Annotated in this window: 12 protein-coding genes; 2 read left to right on the top strand and 10 right to left on the bottom strand. The window is 35.9% G+C overall.

All coding sequences use genetic code 11. From position 1 onward, the window contains the following. Positions 1-28 precede the first annotated feature (28 nt). The 9 genes from ACYPXO_RS08155 to ACYPXO_RS08115 form a co-directional block, all read right to left on the bottom strand. Positions 29-907, bottom strand: coding sequence for an RpnC/YadD family protein (locus tag ACYPXO_RS08155; protein ID WP_459640092.1), 879 nt, complete (start codon positions 905-907; stop codon positions 29-31). A 339-nt stretch (positions 908-1,246) separates the two neighbouring features. Continuing rightward, entirely contained in the window at positions 1,247-2,623 is a 1,377-nt protein-coding gene (locus ACYPXO_RS08150) for an alanine/glycine:cation symporter family protein (protein WP_459640091.1), read from the bottom strand. 153 nt (positions 2,624-2,776) lie between these two features. Next, a complete protein-coding gene (locus ACYPXO_RS08145; RefSeq protein WP_459640090.1) occupies positions 2,777-3,148 on the bottom strand; it encodes a hypothetical protein in 372 nt (123 codons plus the stop codon). A gap of 15 nt (positions 3,149-3,163) precedes the next feature. Further along, positions 3,164-4,168, bottom strand: a complete 1,005-nt coding sequence (locus tag ACYPXO_RS08140) for a S66 family peptidase (protein WP_459640089.1) — start codon at positions 4,166-4,168, stop codon at positions 3,164-3,166. 1 nt (position 4,169) lies between these two features. Continuing rightward, the gene (locus tag ACYPXO_RS08135) at positions 4,170-5,408 is read right to left on the bottom strand and encodes an MFS transporter (RefSeq protein ID WP_459640088.1); all 1,239 of its coding nucleotides are present in this window, start codon (positions 5,406-5,408) and stop codon (positions 4,170-4,172) included. Between the two features lie 16 nt (positions 5,409-5,424). Further along, a complete protein-coding gene (locus ACYPXO_RS08130; protein ID WP_459640087.1) occupies positions 5,425-6,213 on the bottom strand; it encodes a zinc dependent phospholipase C family protein in 789 nt (262 codons plus the stop codon). 70 nt (positions 6,214-6,283) lie between these two features. Next, positions 6,284-7,525: a redoxin domain-containing protein gene (locus ACYPXO_RS08125; RefSeq protein ID WP_459640086.1), complete on the bottom strand. Its 1,242-nt coding sequence runs from the start codon at positions 7,523-7,525 to the stop codon at positions 6,284-6,286. Between the two features lie 211 nt (positions 7,526-7,736). Then, the gene (locus tag ACYPXO_RS08120; protein ID WP_459640085.1) at positions 7,737-10,952 is read right to left on the bottom strand and encodes a carbohydrate binding domain-containing protein; all 3,216 of its coding nucleotides are present in this window, start codon (positions 10,950-10,952) and stop codon (positions 7,737-7,739) included. 61 nt (positions 10,953-11,013) lie between these two features. Beyond that, a complete protein-coding gene (locus ACYPXO_RS08115) occupies positions 11,014-11,835 on the bottom strand; it encodes a hypothetical protein (protein WP_459640084.1) in 822 nt (273 codons plus the stop codon). Positions 11,836-12,029: 194 nt separating this feature from the next. On the opposite strand from ACYPXO_RS08115, the gene ACYPXO_RS08110 reads away from it, so the two are divergent. Continuing rightward, entirely contained in the window at positions 12,030-12,899 is an 870-nt protein-coding gene (locus ACYPXO_RS08110) for a helix-turn-helix domain-containing protein (RefSeq protein ID WP_459640083.1), read from the top strand. 45 nt (positions 12,900-12,944) lie between these two features. Here the strand turns inward: ACYPXO_RS08110 and ACYPXO_RS08105 are convergent, their stop codons facing one another. Next, positions 12,945-14,903 carry a discoidin domain-containing protein gene (locus ACYPXO_RS08105; protein ID WP_459640082.1) on the bottom strand — a complete coding sequence of 653 codons (1,959 nt, stop codon included), beginning with the start codon at positions 14,901-14,903 and terminating at the stop codon, positions 12,945-12,947. 480 nt (positions 14,904-15,383) lie between these two features. Here ACYPXO_RS08105 and pepI point away from each other — a divergent pair, with 480 nt between their 5' ends. After that, the gene (gene pepI / locus ACYPXO_RS08100; RefSeq protein WP_459640081.1) at positions 15,384-16,274 is read left to right on the top strand and encodes a proline iminopeptidase; all 891 of its coding nucleotides are present in this window, start codon (positions 15,384-15,386) and stop codon (positions 16,272-16,274) included. Positions 16,275-16,345: the final 71 nt, after the last annotated feature.

Genomic DNA, 16,345 nt, shown 5'->3' with positions numbered 1-16,345 from the left:
GGTATTAACCGATAGCCTCCTTCTGCTATTATAAACCAAATTCTTTTAACATTTTTTTCTGATACTCACTATCTTCTATTGCTTTTAGAATATCATCTGTTCTTCCAAGTTGCTTTAATTTGACATATAATTCTCTGCTTACTTCTAAACCTAATTCTACACCTAATTCTTTTCCGCTCTCAAAAGCTTCTTCTCTCTGTACTTCTATATCCATCTCATAATCATATTCTGCTGTCAACATATTTACAACCTCGCTTCCTTTTCGTTTCAGATATTCAGCAAGAATTCCTTTTCTAATACATTCCTGAATTGCCTTTTTATATGGTTCGGATACATCTGTTTCCTGATATTTCGTTACCATATCAATAAACTGACTGTATTCCCGTAAAACCTGACATCTTTCTAAAATCTCGTGTTGCTCACTTGAATTAACGTTAATCATTTTCACCTTCAAATCCAACATAGGCTGAAAATCTTTTACCATATAAGCATCCGATAACCGTAATTCTTTTTCTTTATCCCCTTTTTCTTTTCCGTTATAAAATGTATAAAATTCAGGTGTAGGAAGGGGAACTCTTTTCCTTTTATAGCGGTCACGAACGACAACTATCTGCTCACAGGCACGACCAATATATAAAAGACTGCGGAAAGGCATATTTTCATTAACGGTGGACTGATGCTCACCAAATACAAGTAGTTTTCCACCTGCATCAAAAGAAATATCGTTCTGAAAATGCATATAGATTGTTGTGTCTACCTTAAATCTTCGGATAATTGTTCCCTCCGACAACGGTTCATCATGGATTGCATTAAAAAGAGCAATATCATTTTCTTCCGCTGACTCATCTGCATAGAATAACTCTACAAATACGCTGTTTTTTACTTCTCTGTTTTCTTTGTCCTGCATAGATTTCTCCTTTCATTTCGCATGAAAGAACCCTGCAAAAACACAAAGAAATCTTATATTTAAGTATACGCAAAAAAGAATTTTTCAGCAAGATACTTCATGCAAACATTCACTATAGATTTGTTGTTTGGTAAAATTGAGGGATATCCTCAAGATAAGCCGATTGGCTGAGTCACAGATAGAATTTCTGTGAAAGATGTTATAGTAACATACTCAAATGAGTATAGCAACTGATTTTCGGAAGATAAACCATGTTCAAATTTCACAAATAGTCTTAACAATTATTTTCATTCCCTTTTATAAACACAAAATGGGCAGGAACTCATCCCTGCCCATACATTATGCTTTTTTCTCATAATCTTTCAACACATCTATTACCTGCTTTGACATAGGAAGTAGAACAATCATATTGAAAATCGTCATCAATCCAACTCCAACATCTCCCAAGTCCCACACAAATGTGTATGTTGCCAAACCACCGATAAACAACATCACCAACGCAACGATTTTATAAATCGTCTGGGATGTCCAGTTATCGCCAAACAAATATGCTACGTTTGACCTTGCATAATACAACACACCGATAAAAGTAGAAAAACTAAACAGCAACAAAGTAATCGTAATAAAAATCACTCCAAATTCACCCATATGATATTCCATTGCTTTCTGCAAAAATTCCATTCCTACAAGCCCCTCAACTTTCGTCTGGGGCACTAAAAGCATAATCATTGCAGAACAACTACAAATCACAATCGTATCAATAAATACACCAAATGCCTGCAAAAGCCCCGCTTTTGCAGGGTGATTTACATCTGCCGCCGCTGCTGCACACGGTGCTGAACCACTTCCCGCCTCATTGGAAAACAGCCCTCTTTTGACACCGTTCATCAATACTGCACCAAATCCACCTGCAACAATCTGACGAAGCCCAAATGCCTCAGCAAAAATTCTACTGAAAACTTCCGGCAGCATTCCAATATTTTTCCCGATAATAAAAAGAGTAATGAGTAAATATCCTCCTGCCATAATCGGCACAATTATATCTAAAACTTTTACTGTTGCATTTTTTCTTAAAACTATAACTGCCGAAACTACAACAAGTATAATTGTTGTGTAAATCGGCGGAATATGAAATGCATTTTCCATAGAAGATGTTACTGAATTGCTGATTACCTGACTTATCCCGCACCAGCACACCAATCCTGAAATTGCAAACAAAACGGCTATCAGACTGTATCTTCTCTCCTTTTTCCTCGTCATATATGAATGAATATAGTATGCCGGACCGCCACGATACCCATTATATAACGGATCCTTTTCCTTATACATCTGTGCCAGTGTTGCCTCCACAAATGCAGTGGACGAACCAATCAGAGCAGAAATCCACATCCAAAATACCGCTCCCGCTCCCCCGGCAGAGATTGCCGCAACTACCCCGACTAAATTGCCCATACCAACACGGGTAGCCGTAGATACAATTAATGCCTGCACACCGGAAATACTGTTTTTCGTTGTTTTACTTTTCTTTTCTTTTACAATCTGAAGAATATGCGGAAACTTTCTCACCAAAATAAATCTTGTCCTTATCGTAAAAAATATGCCTGCCGGAACTAAAATCATTACAAGTAACGAAAGTCCTATAGAACTTCCACTTGGAAGAGGTATTGTAATCAAATCTCCCCACATCAAATTGTATAACATACTTATTATTTTCATAAATAATATCCTCTTTCACTTTTATTCCTCATTATTATAACTTTATTTCTGTAATTCTTCAACGTTTTTATGCTTTAAACTGAAAAAGTTTTAAAAATCTCAAAAAGAAAGAGCGTGATTCAAAAACAAATCACGCTCTTTCGCTTATGAAAGTCACTCTTCTATTATGACATCTCCGTTTTTATCTATACGATAAACAGCAAATACGATTTTTATTTTAACGTTATTATCCCTTTCTACACTATCTTCATTAAAAACCACACGAATTTTTTCACCTACCGTTAAGTTTTCCGGCATTACTTTTATATCAAAACCCGTTAAGTCTAAAGTAAGTTTCTCTGCCTCTTTTACTTCCTTTGGTGCTTTCGTTTCTTGGTTGTCAATAGGTTTAACAATAAGAATATTTTCCTGAACTTCAAGCACTGTAGCATTCAGGTAACTTTCCCCTTTGTCTGCATCACACCCTGTCAGAAAAATCGAAAAAAGCAAAACCGTAAGCAGACATACGATACATTTCTTTTTCATATACTCCCACCTTTTCTATCTCTCAAACGGAACTTCTAATAACGTCACTTCTTTCTCTGTCGCATTCAATTCAATCTGACACCCTATCGGCAATGTAAACATTGGGTGCGTATGGCAGCAATCAAATTCAGCCAATATCGGAAAATCCACTTCTCCAATAACTTCCATTAATATTTCATAGGGCTTTCTTCCTGTTCTATTATCGTCAAATTTTTCATGTTTCCCTAAAATCAATCCTCCGATTTTATCAAACACACCTGCCAGTTTCAATAACGAAAAACTTCTCTCGATAGTACAGGCATCTTTTAATGAATCTTCAATAAAGAGAATATCTCCTTTCCGTATCTCAGGCATATATTCTGTTCCAAAAAAACCTTCCATTGTGTTTAGATTACCGCCTATAATTCTGCCTGTACATTTACCTTCGTTTACACATACCCATTCATTATCTCTTTTTTCTTTCGAGCGATTCTGTGTGCTCCAATCAACAAATTCATCTGTCCAATATTTCGGCTGATGATAAGAAAACCACCCTTCTGTATATTGAAGCATTTGCCGAAAATATTCATATGTCCTATCGACAAACGGAGGAAATTCTCCGAAAGAAGCCGCCAACGCCGGTCCATAAAATGTTACTAATCCTGTTTTCGCATAAATTGCTAACAACAGCGCTGTTGTATCTGAATAACCGACAATCATTTTAGGATGTTTTCGTAAATATTCATAGTCAATGTATGGAAGAATTGAGTTTGTATTATTTCCTCCTATAGAAGACATCAAAATTTGTACATCATCTCGGTAAAGCAGTTCATTAAATTCTTTCGCCCTCTCGCAAATACTTCCCGAACGATAGAAATCTTTCTTTTGAAATAACGAACCGTCAATAATATTATAACCTTTTTCTTCTAAGTATTTTTTCCCATTCACATAACGAACCGGAGTTGTGCTGGATATAGGTGAAGATGAAGAAAAAATACCTATTCCAATTTGTGTTTTCGTGTCTAATTTCTTTGCTTTCATGCTACCCCTCCAATCGATTTGCCTTCGCAAAAACAATCAATCCTATCAAAAACATAATCGCTAGAATAGAAACTCCTCCATTCAGACTGCCTGTCCATTGTGCAAACGCTCCCATCAAAGCCGTCCCCATAAATGAAGCGCCCTTTCCACAAATATCAAACAATCCGAAAAACTCTCCTGATTTTTCCGGTGGAATAATTTTGGCAAAATAAGAACGGGATAATGCCTGTATAGCCCCTTGAAACATTCCAACTACGACCGCAAGTACCCAAAACTCCCACTGTTTATCCAACTGAATAGCAAAAACTGCGATACCTGTATACGCCACGATACATATTTTAATTAACTTTGCCGTTTCATATTTCTTTGATGCCTTTCCAAAAAGCAGTGCAAATGGAAATGCAACAATCTGTGTAACTAAAAGTGCCACCAAAAGCCCCGTAGTATCCAATCCTAATGCACTTCCGTACGCCGTAGCCATATCAATAATGGTATATACTCCGTCAATATAAAAGAAAAAGGCTATTAAAAACAAAAATATTTTTTTATGTTCCTTCATTTCACGAAAAGCCTTTCCCAACCTTCCAAAACTTGAACGGATTGGATGCTTTTCCCTTTCCGCATAATGCGTCTGCTCATAATTTTTAAGCAGAGGAAGCGTAACTAAAAACCACCAGCCTGCATTCAAACAAAAAGCAAATATCATGGCTGCCGTCATGCTGATTCCTATTTTTTCATAAAACAGTACGCAAAACAAACTGATGATAAACGGAATACAACTTCCAAGATACCCCCATGCATAACCGTGAGAAGACACCCTGTCCATTCTTTCAGGTGTCGTTACATCCGCAAGCATCGCATCATAAAAAATCAAACTGGCTGAATATCCCACTTTTGCCACAACAAACACTGCCAAAAAGACAACCCACGATGTCGGTAAAGAAAGTCCTGCACACCCGATTACGCCGACCATCATACTAATAGCAAAAATCGGTTTTTTATACCCCTTTGTATCTGCAATCGTACCGAAAACCGGTCCGATAATCGCCACTAGAAATGTAGCAATTGAGGTTGCATATCCCCAATATGCCAAATAATCCACCTCTGAAAGTCCTGCATTTTCCGCCATCGCATTAAAATAAATCGGAAGAATGGTAGCTACAAGCAAAATAAATGCCGAGTTTCCCACATCATATAAAATCCAATATTTTTCTAACTTAGTCAATTTACTCTCATTCATTTACATTCCCCCAAAACTACTCAAAATCACGTTCAAAACGCTCGTCTAAAACACTTCCTTCTAAATATTCATCAAATTTCTGAATGAGATATTCCGCTATCGGAACTGCATTTTTAAATCTCTCATAAAGTCCCTCATTGCTCTCCACACATTTCGGATTATCCTCCACTTTAAACAAATGTCCCTGAAGAGCATCATACTGTCCAACCAACTTCATTCCCTTATCCAAAATAGTTCTCTTCACCTTTCCCGGTGCAACAAGAATACTTTTATATTTTCGCATAGATTTCAGTGCTTTGTATGCTTCCTCCGGCTCTACACCCTCATAAAATTTTGCCACACATTTCGCCGTTTCTTTATCTGTCGGAAAAGTTTTTCCTACCGGATAAGAAAGTGGTTCTTCACCATTCTTTCTCATTAAAAATTTTTCAAATTCACTCTCCAATTCCACATGACCGATTCCAGTCCTCTCTATTTCTTCGGCTACAAACGGATGACACTCGCTATCCAATGTAAAATGACAAATAAATCCAAGAATATACGCATATTCCGGAGATTCTGTTCCATTTTCACGAATAACCTTCCTTGCATACTCCATAAATTCTGCCGCCGGTCTTTCATGTATCTGAAATCCTATCTGACTTATCGGATTTGGTGACAAAGGTTTGTAAAAGAATAAATAATCCGGTCCTTGTAACCCAATTCTAAACTGTCTTAAATTTTTTAAAAGAAACGCTCTTTTCTTCGCATCAAGTTTCTGCAAAACACGATTTCCAAATTGATTATGTGCATAAAGTGCTGGCATAACAATCCCTCCTAACTTTTATCTTTTATTCTTTGACTATATCACAGTTCACATATATTTCCCATAGTAATTATTCACGTTGCCCTTCTATTGTCTGACGAATAATACTCTTCATCATATCTTCCGACAACTGCCCGCTTACATATCCAAAAACATTTCCTTCCTTGTCAATCATAAACGTAGTCGGGTAAGAAGATATGCCATATTGCATAAACAACTCTCCTGCTGTATCCATAAGTACAGGGTAAGTATAACCGTTTTGTTTTAGAAACGTCCTAATGCCTTCCTCATCTGTTTCATTACTGAAATTTGGGGCAGCAACACCTAAAATAACGACTTCTCCGTCATCTCCATATGTTTCATAAAGTTTCTGTATATCCGGCATTTCCGCCTTACACGGTGGACACCATGTAGCCCAAAAATTTAAGAAAATGGTTTTCCCCTTATAATCTGATAATGAATGTTCTTTTCCATACTGGTCATACAAAGTAAAATCAACGGCAGCCATACTTTCTTCCCCCGGTTTTTCTTCCGGTTTCTTTTCTACTTTTTTATTCGGTTTCTTCGCTTCTGACTGTGAAGAAGTTCCCGATAAATATCCGGTAAATGCGTTCATCTTTCCCGTAAACATCAGCAATCCCATAAGAATCATCAATATACCACCGATTTTCACAGTATATTTCACTACTTTCATATGGTTTTTAAAAAATTCCAAAACAGTAGTCGTAAATAACCCAACTGCCAAAAACGGAAGAACAAATCCCACCGTATACACTCCTATCAATGCAAATCCCGCCCATTTTGTCGTTGCAGAAGCAGCCATTAAAAGCACACTGGCAAGTGCCGGTCCAACACATGGCGTCCACGCAAAACTAAACGTAAATCCCATAATAAAAGCAACTATCGGTGACATGGCAAGAACGTCTGCCTTCATCGGCAGCCTTCTTTCCTTTCCAAGAAAAGAACTATTTCCAAATATACCCAGTTGGTATAATCCAAATGCCACAACCAAAACTCCACCTATCCGTGCGAAAACCAGCTGATTGTCCTTAAAAAAACTGCCAAATGTCGAAACTCCCAATCCTAACACAATAAAGGTAAAACTAATTCCCAACACAAAAAAAAGCGTGTGAAGCATCACTTTACTCTTCTTAAAGTGAATCTTCCCATCTCCGCCTTTCACTCCTGTTCCACCTGACAGATAACTTATATAAATCGGTATAAGCGGAAGTACACATGGAGAGAAAAAACTCAATAGTCCCTGAAAAAATACCGTCACTATCGGTACACTAACATCAAATGAAAATCCCATATGTTATCTCCTTTTTATTTCAATTAATTTGGTTTGACTAGAATATAAAATATATATTAAAAAGTGTCAATGGGCGAACAAAAGAAAAAGGCTACAGTTTTATGAGAATTCACACTTAACTTCAAAAAGGGACAGGGCTTCCAGAGATTAGGGACACGGTAAATCGTAATTGGGGACGTAGTGATTTATAAAATTACTACGTCCCCAATTACTATCTTCTCTTCCTAAACAAAACTGCCAACACTGCTCCAACTCCCATAATTGTCAATGGAAATATTGGTGCTACATCTCCTGTTTTTACAGGTGTATTCGGTTTTGTATCAAATTTATTATGCGATTGTTCTTCTCCTACTTTTACAAGTTTACTCTGAGCATCTTTTAATTCCTTTAATACATCTACAATTTCTTTTTCTGTTGCATTTTCATCATCATATACGAACTGTGCAGTTTTTAATGCATCTGAAAATACCTTCCAACTATCCGCTGTATAATCTTTTTTATTTAATTTTTTAACTTCCATCAAAACATTTTTCAATGCTTCTTTAGAAGGTTTCTGTGGCTGTATCGGTTTTTCTGGTTTCTCTGGCTTCTCCGGCTTCTCCGGTTTCTCTGGTTTCTCCGGTTTCTCTGGCTTCTCTGGTTTCTCCGGCTTCTCTGGTTTTTCCGGTTTCTCCGGTTCTGCTTTCACATATTCCGCTGCACCAATATCTGTTTTGCCATCACTTAATGATGTACCAAAATAATCTTTTCCACCATTATTTTCAATATTAATTCCTGCATCAATTGCTGGAGAATTTTCCTGCAACTGATAACCTTTCAGACTGTTAATTCCTTTACCACCTGTTCCTTCTGCAACAAACATAGGATCTTCTTGAATAACTGTTTCATCATTTGAAGGAACTGCATCAAACCCAACAAAAATATTTCTTTCATAATCGATTTCCTGTTCATTGAAATTTGTTGCCTTCATTTCGCCTCTGTTGACAATAATATTATTCCAGAATTTTGCATCACTTTTTCCACCTGTATATCCGTTTTTCAGCCATTCTCTCTTCACACTGTTGTCTAAATAAATCGTATTGTTATATGCCATGCTTCCTTCATGACCCTCTCTCCAGTCAATTACACCGTGTTTTGCTCCATCATTCTGACTGATATTATAACGATAAACTCCGTTGAATCCTCTTAATCTGGCTGTACAGCACCACATAAATATACCACCTGCATTATTATGTAAATAATTGTACTGTACTAAAGTATCTTTATTTAAAGCGTCGATTTCTATTCCCTGTCCATCTCCTGCTCCTAAAAGTGCATCTGAAGGTGATGCCTCGTATACTTCATTATATTCAAATACCGTATTATCTGAATTCCAGTTAAATAAACCAACTCCATACCAACAATTTAACACTGTACGATACACAGTGTTATGATCTACAACTACATTTTTACAGCCGTCTACAATCGTTCCGTCACCGTCAATATTGTAAATTGTGTTATTACTTAAACGGAAATTCTCATATGGTTTCCATTCACCTTTTCCAACATAATCAAAACTTCCATATTTATTCCATTCATCACCTTTTCTTGTTGTCCATGGAGAAATAAAGTTGATTCCAGATCTTCCCAAATCATACATTTCACAATTTGTAACACTAATGTCATGAATAGCAGTTCTTACTCGTTTTGATGCATCATAACGATTTGTAGTTACTGTCATAATAATACCACCTGATGATTTTCCATCGTTGTCATTAGGTCCTCTAAATCCATGGATAGTTAAATTATCAAATTTGAAATAACGAAGATCACCTGCATCTTCCGCCGAAACGTTAATTCCTCTGCGGAAGACTCTAGTTTGAGCATTTGAACTGTATGTAGAGTCATAAAGTTCTAAATCTCTTACTTCCCAATATTCCTGATTAAAAAATGTAATTACATTATTTACTGTAGGCGAAGGAACTACTTTGTTTGCAATATCCATATGAGAGATTGTCCAGTCTTTTCCCGGTTTTAAAAGTGGTTTTTTTCCTTCTCCATAACTTGCAATACTAATTGGAGCACCTTCTACACCTGAACCTTGTGGCTTTAACGCACCTGTCCATTCTTCTCCTGCTTTAAATAAAATTTCATCTCCCGGCTGGAACTTTTCTTTATTGACTCTGTCAATACTCTTCCATGCCTTTTCAGGACTTGTACCATCGTTTGTATCTTTTCCTTTTGTTGCATCCACATAATATTTCACACCACTTCCAAGTTTTACAACAAACTGTGCTGTTTTCGCAACATTTTTATAAGTTACTTTTACGGTTACTTTTTTCTCATCTATAGCACCTGAAATTTTATCAAATGTCAATTCTACGTTCTTATTTGCCTTATCATAAGTAAATTCTTTGATTTCTGCTTTCGTAAATGCACCATCATTGATTTTATACTCTAAAATAAAATCTTTTTTTGCTGGCGCAACCGTAGGAACTACATCTAAATTTCCAACCACTTTTCCATTTTCTGCTGAAATTCCCATTAGTTTTGCTTCTGTAACAGTTTCTCCTGAAGGTGCTACTGTAAAATCAACTACTAATGGCTGTTTTTTCGGCTTATAAGTTGCTGTCACTGTAATTTTCTGCTCAACCGGTTGTTTTTTAATTGGAGCAAATTTCATTGTTAATGTTTTACCATTAACTTTTTCTTCTGTAATAGTTAATTTTTCTGCTTTTTCACTCTCTAATGAAGATGTATACGAAAAATCAAAATCGCTAGCAACCATTTTTCCTGTATAATCTTCATTATATTCAGCAGTCAATGTACCATTTTCCACACTTAAACTCTTTAAATCACTAGCAATTGTAAATGACCAATCATCTACATAAATATTTCCTGTATTTGCTCGTTCTACCCAAATTGCCGTTCTCGTGTTTTTTCCTGAGTTATCACCTGTATAAACAAATTCCACTTCATATTTTTTATAGTCTGTAGAGGTAATCGCAACCTTCTTTTCAGTTCCACCATAAAATTTTACGCATAAATACGCTTTTAGACCGTTTGGATTTGTATTTTTAGCCCATACCGATACCTTATATGTTGCTCCCTTTTGCAAATTCGGTATATCCTGCTCTAATGCGTCATTCGTTTCTCCTAATGATGCTGACCATTCTCCTGAATGCGCATTTCCTTTTTCTTTTTTTACAGAATTCTGAAAATAAAACCAATTTCCTGTTTTATTATTTTGATTTTCTTCTGAGTGTTCTGTAAAAGGTGTTGCCTCTTCAAAATTTGGATTTTTTAACAAATTTTCATTTGTTACTGTAGATGCTGCTTTAACTTTTCCTGCACCTGCATTTTCCGGTGTTATTCCCGGAAACATCGTTACTGTCATCGCTGTAGCTAATGCAACGGCGATAAGACGTTTTACTTTTTTCCCTTTCATTTCTTTCCTCCTTTTTATTTTTTATGCTAAACCAAAAATAGCGTGGAACTCTATTTTTGCTTTATTCGTATTCAAGTATATTTTCTCTTTCTGATTGTTTAATCAATTCATCATAGTATACATTACCAACATAGTTTTTAATTATCTCTGTTTTGTTTTCATCAAAATCTGTTTTTTGCATTGTTTTCTTGATAATTTCCCCCTCAACTATACGACCATTTTCTTCAATAGAAAAAAGATCTCCTTCTTTCCCATCATATAGATAAGTAAATAACTGGCTATCTGTTTTTTCTAACATAGGGAAATCTTTCCATTTTACTATTTTTATTTCTTTATCAAGTCTATATTCTACAGAAGAAATTCTTTTAAAATTATCTTGATGTTCTTCCCAATATTTCTTTGCTTTCTTTTCCAATGTTTTATCACTATTTTTTACGACACTGTCAATAATAGCCAGTCTTAAATTACTTAACTGATATTGTAAATACCCATCCAATTTAAATTCTAATGTGCCATATACAACTTCTCCAGCATCCTTTTTTGCTTTTCTCTGTTGATTTTCTGTTTCCATTTTCATTTTCAGGTATTCATAAGAGTAGGGCTCACACACTCCATATTTTTTTCCAAGTGTATATTGCGAATAAACATTTTGTGCATATTGTTTTGTTAATTTATCTAATTTTTTCTTGTCTTTTCCCTTATAATTTTTTTGTACAATTTCACAATAAAAATTATATTCCTCCTCCGATATAGTTGTCACTACTTGTGGAACTTCGTCTTGTTCCCCTTGTTTTTGGAGTTTCATCATTTCACTTATGAAGAAAATACCTATGATAATGATTATAATACAGGTACTTATTACTAATTTTTTTCTTTTTTTCAATATATTTTCTCCTAATCTTTCTTTTTCTTTATATTTCTATTATACCATTCTTTTTCAAAAAATGATTGCATATATGTACCATAACTTCTTATCTTTTTGTATAATTCGGAACTCCCTCTTTACATCACTTTATTTTCTCTGTATACTTATAGACAAGAAATATGCCAATTTTATGGCAGGAAAAGAGGTATAAAATGGTTTCTTCAACATCATCTGATTACTTTGACATTTCCGCCTGCGCTGTATCCGGAGGATGTCTGCAAAATCACTCAGGTCCCTATCTATTTGGCCGTCATATTCATACCAGTTTTGAAGTCTATCTAATTACACTCGGAAACTGCTTTATGAATATTAACGGAAAAGATATTTCTTGTAAAAAGGATGATTTTATTATGATTTTACCCAACACTGTTCATTCTTTTGAAGTGAAAGAAAATGAGCAGTGTGAATTTCTGCATATTCACTTTGAACCTGAATTATTTGCACATATTTTAGTAAAAAAAACATCTGAATTCTCCATATCACTTTCAGATGCCTTGTTATTTCATTGCAATTTTTATTATAAGCAAGTATCAAATGTTACCCTTTTTAATTTAGCCACTTCCATTGTAGGCATTTATCAACATCCCCACTCTTACTCCGCTATATCGAACAATTTATACGTTGCCCAATTAATGTTATATGTTTTAGAACAAGTTTCCAAAGATGAACCCCTAACACCCGGAGTCCATATACAAAACGGCTATATTTCCTATACACTTCAGTATGTAGCCGAACACTTTCACGAAAAAATCTTAATTCCTGATATAGCAAAAGAATTAAATATATCTACACGCTATCTGGGGAAACTTTTTTCACATCATATGAATCTTACACTCGCCAATTATATTAATATTTATCGTATTAACCAAGCCATTCAATTAATGGCCACAACAGATATGTCGCTTGTCGACATAGCGCTGTCAATAGGACTGAATGATGCACAACATTTTTCCAGATTATTTTATAAAATAATCAATATGCCACCCGGAAAATATCGAAAAATGATTGTGAAAAAACTGTGAAAGGGGACGTAACCTTTTTGAAAAAGACTACGTCCCCTTTCACACTTATTTCACAAATACTTTCGCATCGTAAATTGAATATCCATATTTATTATTTCGTTGGATTCCCTGAACTCGCACATATCTTGCCTTTACCGGAGCAAATTTCACCGTTACATCCGGTGATTTCATTTCCTCTATCATTACAGTTTTGACTGTCTTAAAGTTCTTTCCATCATCAGATACCTGAATATCATACAACGCATCATATCCGTTTTCAAAATATAACTGTATACCGGATACTGTTGCTCTCGATGCTAATTCAAATGTAATGTCCTCCTGATTTGTCCAATCACTTGCCCATCTTGTTTTCATATTATCGTCAATGGCTGAAGAAGCCTGATAGTTATAAATTGGATTTTTTTCATAACTGCTTGCCATTGCCGCAATTGGTTTAACCGCTCTGTCAGGAAGAGATTCATCTATATTTTCATCTGATTGGTAGTCACTGTCATATTTCAATGTCGTCAGTGAATGTGGTTTTAATGTAACATCTACGCTTCTGTCATCATCTATCACAGTAACTTTCTTTTCACTGTCAGTAACATTCCCAAGCATAACGGAAATCATTCCTTCATCATCCATAACTGCTGTTTTTACAATATCCGTATCTGTTGTGGTTTTGATACTAACTGTTCCCGGCTGTACCGTACGGCTAATTTGTTTCAAAATATAATACGATGGCTGATAACACACATTATTATTTTCATCCAGCATAACTGGTGCATGGCACTTATTAACTACACCTTGTGTAGGACCACCCTCTCTGTCTAAAACAAGATTCCAATCAATCCATGCCTCCGTTCCATGTTCAAAGTCATTTAAAATGTCATAAATATAACGGTCAGCAGGGTCATAACTACCAAACCATGCGCCTTTTTCCTGACACGCCTCGGTAGCATAGAGATGTATGTCCGGAAATTGTTCTTTTACTGTATCCAGACTGTAAAAATCCTTCGACCACATTGGAACGCCTTTAATTTCATGCCACAAGTCACCTGCATACCAGTGAAATGCAATTCCGTCAATATATTTTCTTGCATTTGCGTTACTCAGCACCTTCGTATTAAACTTAACAAAACCGTCATGATGCATTGGGTCATTGCCTTTATCCCAATCCCAAATGAGAAGTTGTGGGTCTAAATTATTTCTTTCAAGTGCAGGTCCAAGATGATTCCCCACAAAATCAATTACCGCATCTGTAGACCATGTCGCCGCTTCCCATTTCGGATTATTTTGCGCTTCATTCTGCATAGATAAGGAATATACATCAATTCCCGCTTTTTTGTACTCCTGAATATATTTTACGAAATAATTTGCATAACTCTCATAATATTCCGGTTTTACGGAGTTATCCACAAGATTCAGACCTGCCGTTCCTGTCTGTCCTCTTCTGACACCGCTCTTTTTCATCCATGCCGGCGGCGCCCATGGTGCTGCAAAAAATTTAATGTCCGGTCTGTATGACTGTGCTTTCTTCACTGCCGGAATAATGTAATCCCAGTCTTTTTCAATACTGAAATTTTTCAATTCCGGATCAGGTTTTTCCGTATCATTGTAACTGTAAGACCTTGTGGAGAAATCTGCCGAGCCGATAGTTGAACGTAAAACAGAATACTTAGCGCCACTCTCTCCAAAATACGCCTCATAAACTTCTTCTTGCTTTTCCTGACTTAATTTTTGCAAATTATACGCTGCCGATTCCGTCATTGCCCCTCCGACTCCAAGAAAAGTCTGCCTTTTTTCTTTCGGATATACTTTTACATATCCACTGCTTTTGGATGGGTCTGCCTTTTCAAAATGCAAATCCGGTAATGTCTGGTCATATCCGCCTTCTTTTGCCGATACGTGCATTCCAACTTTTCCCAAATGTTCTTCCGCCTGCACCTGTTGTACCTGAAAACCGCTTAATGACATCCCAAGCATTGCAACTGTCAGCATACCTGCTACAATTTTTTTCTTCATCTAATCCCTCCTTACTTTGCTAACGCACTACATGGTATTGATATAAAAATAGTATGCCCGTTATTGTGCTTTGTCAATATTTTAAAAGCAATTTTATCTTAATTTTTGTTTAAGTTGTACAAAACAAATTTTGTTTACAATATACTCTTATATTTCTATTATCCACTGACTGAAAGATGATTCCGTCACTCCCAAAACCAGTGTCGGAACATGGTTTCTGCATTCTCCATATCGGCAAAAATGTCATAAGTAATATAATGTCAAAATATAAAATATCAAACTTATTTTCCCTCACTCTTATAAATATATTTCACTATACTAAATATTCTATGTCATACATAAATTAATTTCATTTTCTTTCAATACATAATACCGGATTTTTTCATTTTCATAAAAAATTATTGACAAAATTGATGCATTTTTAACATAAATGTATTATACTAGATATTAGTCAAAAACTTGTCAGAAAGGAGAAAAATCATGGCAAAAATTACAGAAGGATATATGCCATATCTTGGATATCAGACATACTATAGAATAGTTGGCGAAAGAAAAAATAATGGAAAGGCACCTTTAATCTGTCTTCACGGAGGACCGGGTTCAACTCACAATTATTATGAGGTATTGGACAATGTTGCAGATGACGATGATCGTATGATCGTTATGTACGACCAAATTGGTTGTGGTAACTCTTACCTTGACGGACATCCTGAACTTTGGAATCAGAAAGTTTGGTTGGACGAACTTGACGCATTAAGAAAACACCTTGGATTAGATGAATGTCATATTATCGGACAGTCTTGGGGCGGTATGATGCAGATCGCATACGCAATCGACTACAAACCACAGGGCGTTAAGAGTTTCATCATTTCAAGCGGTCACCCAAGCAGTTCTCTTTGGGAAAGAGAAGGTCTTCGCCGTATCAAAATGATGCCACAGGATATGCAGGATGCAATCAATCACGCTCTTGAAACAGGCGACTTCACAGGTGAAGCATATGATGCTGCAGTTGCTGAATATATGGACAGATACTGTAACTACTGGCTTGGAGAAGACGTTCCTGAATGTTGTAAAAGACCTAAAAAGTCAGGTTCTGAATCTTACGTTGAAGGATGGGGACCAAACGAATTTGCACCTACAGGAAGCCTTAGAGATTTTGAATATATCGACAGACTCGGAGAAATCGAAATTCCTTCATTAATCTGCAGCGGTATTTCAGACCTTTGTTCTCCTCTTGTTGCCAAAACAATGGCAGATGGAATTCCAAACTCTAAATGGATTCTTTGGGAACGTGCAAGACATACTTGTTTCGTAGACAGACATGATGATTACTGTAAAGAACTTATCAAATGGATGAATCAGTACGACTAAGATGAAATATAAATCAAAAAAGATTGNNCAATCTTTTTTGATTTATAATGTTATAGTTTTCGTTGCTATTG

The organism is Faecalimonas canis (assembly GCF_054601575.1).
Note: the sequence above shows the minus strand (reverse complement) of the source record. Positions and strands in the feature narration are given on the sequence as shown.

Bases quoted from the DNA above. Each gene is read 5' to 3' on its own strand.
- ACYPXO_RS08105 (WP_459640082.1), bottom strand. From the start codon at position 14,903: ATGAAGAAAAAAATTGTAGCAGGTATGCTGACAGTTGCAATGCTTGGG.
- ACYPXO_RS08130 (WP_459640087.1), bottom strand. From the start codon at position 6,213: ATGCCAGCACTTTATGCACATAATCAATTTGGAAATCGTGTTTTGCAG.
- ACYPXO_RS08145 (WP_459640090.1), bottom strand. From the start codon at position 3,148: ATGAAAAAGAAATGTATCGTATGTCTGCTTACGGTTTTGCTTTTTTCG.
- ACYPXO_RS08120 (WP_459640085.1), bottom strand. From the start codon at position 10,952: ATGAAAGGGAAAAAAGTAAAACGTCTTATCGCCGTTGCATTAGCTACA.
- pepI (WP_459640081.1), top strand. From the start codon at position 15,384: ATGGCAAAAATTACAGAAGGATATATGCCATATCTTGGATATCAGACA.
- ACYPXO_RS08150 (WP_459640091.1), bottom strand. From the start codon at position 2,623: ATGAAAATAATAAGTATGTTATACAATTTGATGTGGGGAGATTTGATT.
- ACYPXO_RS08140 (WP_459640089.1), bottom strand. From the start codon at position 4,168: ATGAAAGCAAAGAAATTAGACACGAAAACACAAATTGGAATAGGTATT.
- ACYPXO_RS08155 (WP_459640092.1), bottom strand. From the start codon at position 907: ATGCAGGACAAAGAAAACAGAGAAGTAAAAAACAGCGTATTTGTAGAG.
- ACYPXO_RS08125 (WP_459640086.1), bottom strand. From the start codon at position 7,525: ATGGGATTTTCATTTGATGTTAGTGTACCGATAGTGACGGTATTTTTT.
- ACYPXO_RS08135 (WP_459640088.1), bottom strand. From the start codon at position 5,408: ATGAATGAGAGTAAATTGACTAAGTTAGAAAAATATTGGATTTTATAT.
- ACYPXO_RS08110 (WP_459640083.1), top strand. From the start codon at position 12,030: ATGGTTTCTTCAACATCATCTGATTACTTTGACATTTCCGCCTGCGCT.